General features: G+C 42.1%; 1 protein-coding gene. It reads right to left on the bottom strand.

Annotation, left to right across the window (positions count from 1 at the left end):
* Positions 1–13: 13 nt before the first annotated feature.
* Positions 14–1,376 (bottom strand): IS4 family transposase (locus H5185_RS22155; protein WP_220494520.1); only part of this gene is annotated, 1,363 nt, incomplete at its 5' end.

The following is a 1,376-nucleotide window of genomic DNA, read 5'->3' as shown; positions in this document are numbered from 1 at the left end:
TAATGCCGCTCGCTTAACAGTGAGCGGCTCTTTTCTTATAGGGGTAACGTGGTGCTTTATATAGCACTTGTCTTGGAAATGGTTTTCGCTTTCTTTTTTTTGGTAGGATTAATCGCTTTCCATTCTCCCTAAGGTTTTGCAGCTTTTTAGGGATCGTTCCAGGTGTCCGTCCAGAGCACCATAGGAACTCATCTTGAATGAGTCTTAACGCATTGATAAAGCTTATTCTTAATGGCTCTACGTCATGAGATTCTGCCATCCTTTTCATTTCTAATCGAACTAGGTTATAAGAAATTAAAATTCCCCATAGTTCTTGATAAATACCTTCGACTTTTTGGCTTCTAAGAATGGCTTGATTATTCAGTTGACCTTGCTTGAGTTCACCATAACTCTGCTCTATTTCCCATCGTTCCCAATAAACGTTAATGATATCTTTCAATGGGTAGGTAATCGGGCATTCTAGTGAGGTAATAAACCCTTTGATTTCTCCTTTAGGCTCAGGAATAAGCACCAAACGAGCTTGCCAACTATCCCTAAGGTGAGGATATTTTCTTTTTGCATCAGGTGACACAGGCATTTTTATCAGTTTATCGTGCTCTGAGTATTCTTCTAAAACTTCGTACCTAAATTTGCTTTTTATTGGTGTGAGCCAGTGAGTATTCGCTCCTGCTCCACGCCATGATTCAAAAAGCTCTGCAGACATGAAACCACGGTCAAAAAGAGTCAAAGAATTATCTGGGGCTGAGCCTACAAGTTGTTGAGCATAAGATATTTCACTGTTTGTTATGGGGCCGAAGGCGGCATCAGAAATGAGGTGCGTTCGTGTTGACATGAGCGTCACAGCAAGGACCGAGGGGAATGTTGCTTTACCTCTGGCGTAGCCTAACTTTTTATTATCTTCAGTTTCTGGCGTTTTAAATTGAGTGCCATCAACGCTAAGAAGCTTAAGACCGCAGACTGAGTCTGACTGTCCTTCAGCTTCCCAGTGAGTTGCGGTGGTGTGAAATAAGTACCGCAATGGTTCATAACCAATGCGCTGTCTAGCTTTAACAATGCTGCTCGTGGCTAAGGGGGGCAAATCGCCTTTTGAATCAGGAAAAGCCAATTCCAATTTATCGCAAACATCGCTAATAGAACGATTACGCATCAAACCAATCCCAAGTACCAACCAAACGGCTTGTTCAGCAGGGAATCTTCTCTTTCTGACGGCGGCACGGCCTGTTTGATTAACGGCTTCCGATACCCATTCGATAGGGATATTTTTGCGAAATGAGTCGATTGACTCAGGAAAATGAAATTCAGCAGTCGCTTGTAACTCTAGAGAAAATTCAGACATAAAAAAATCGGCCTCAGAAATAAATCTAAGACCGATTATG

This window comes from Shewanella sp. SG44-6 (assembly GCF_014164185.1).
Lineage (GTDB): Bacteria > Pseudomonadota > Gammaproteobacteria > Enterobacterales > Shewanellaceae > Shewanella > Shewanella vesiculosa.
The sequence above is the reverse complement of the archived record's forward strand: the minus strand, read 5'-3'. Positions and strand labels throughout refer to the sequence as shown.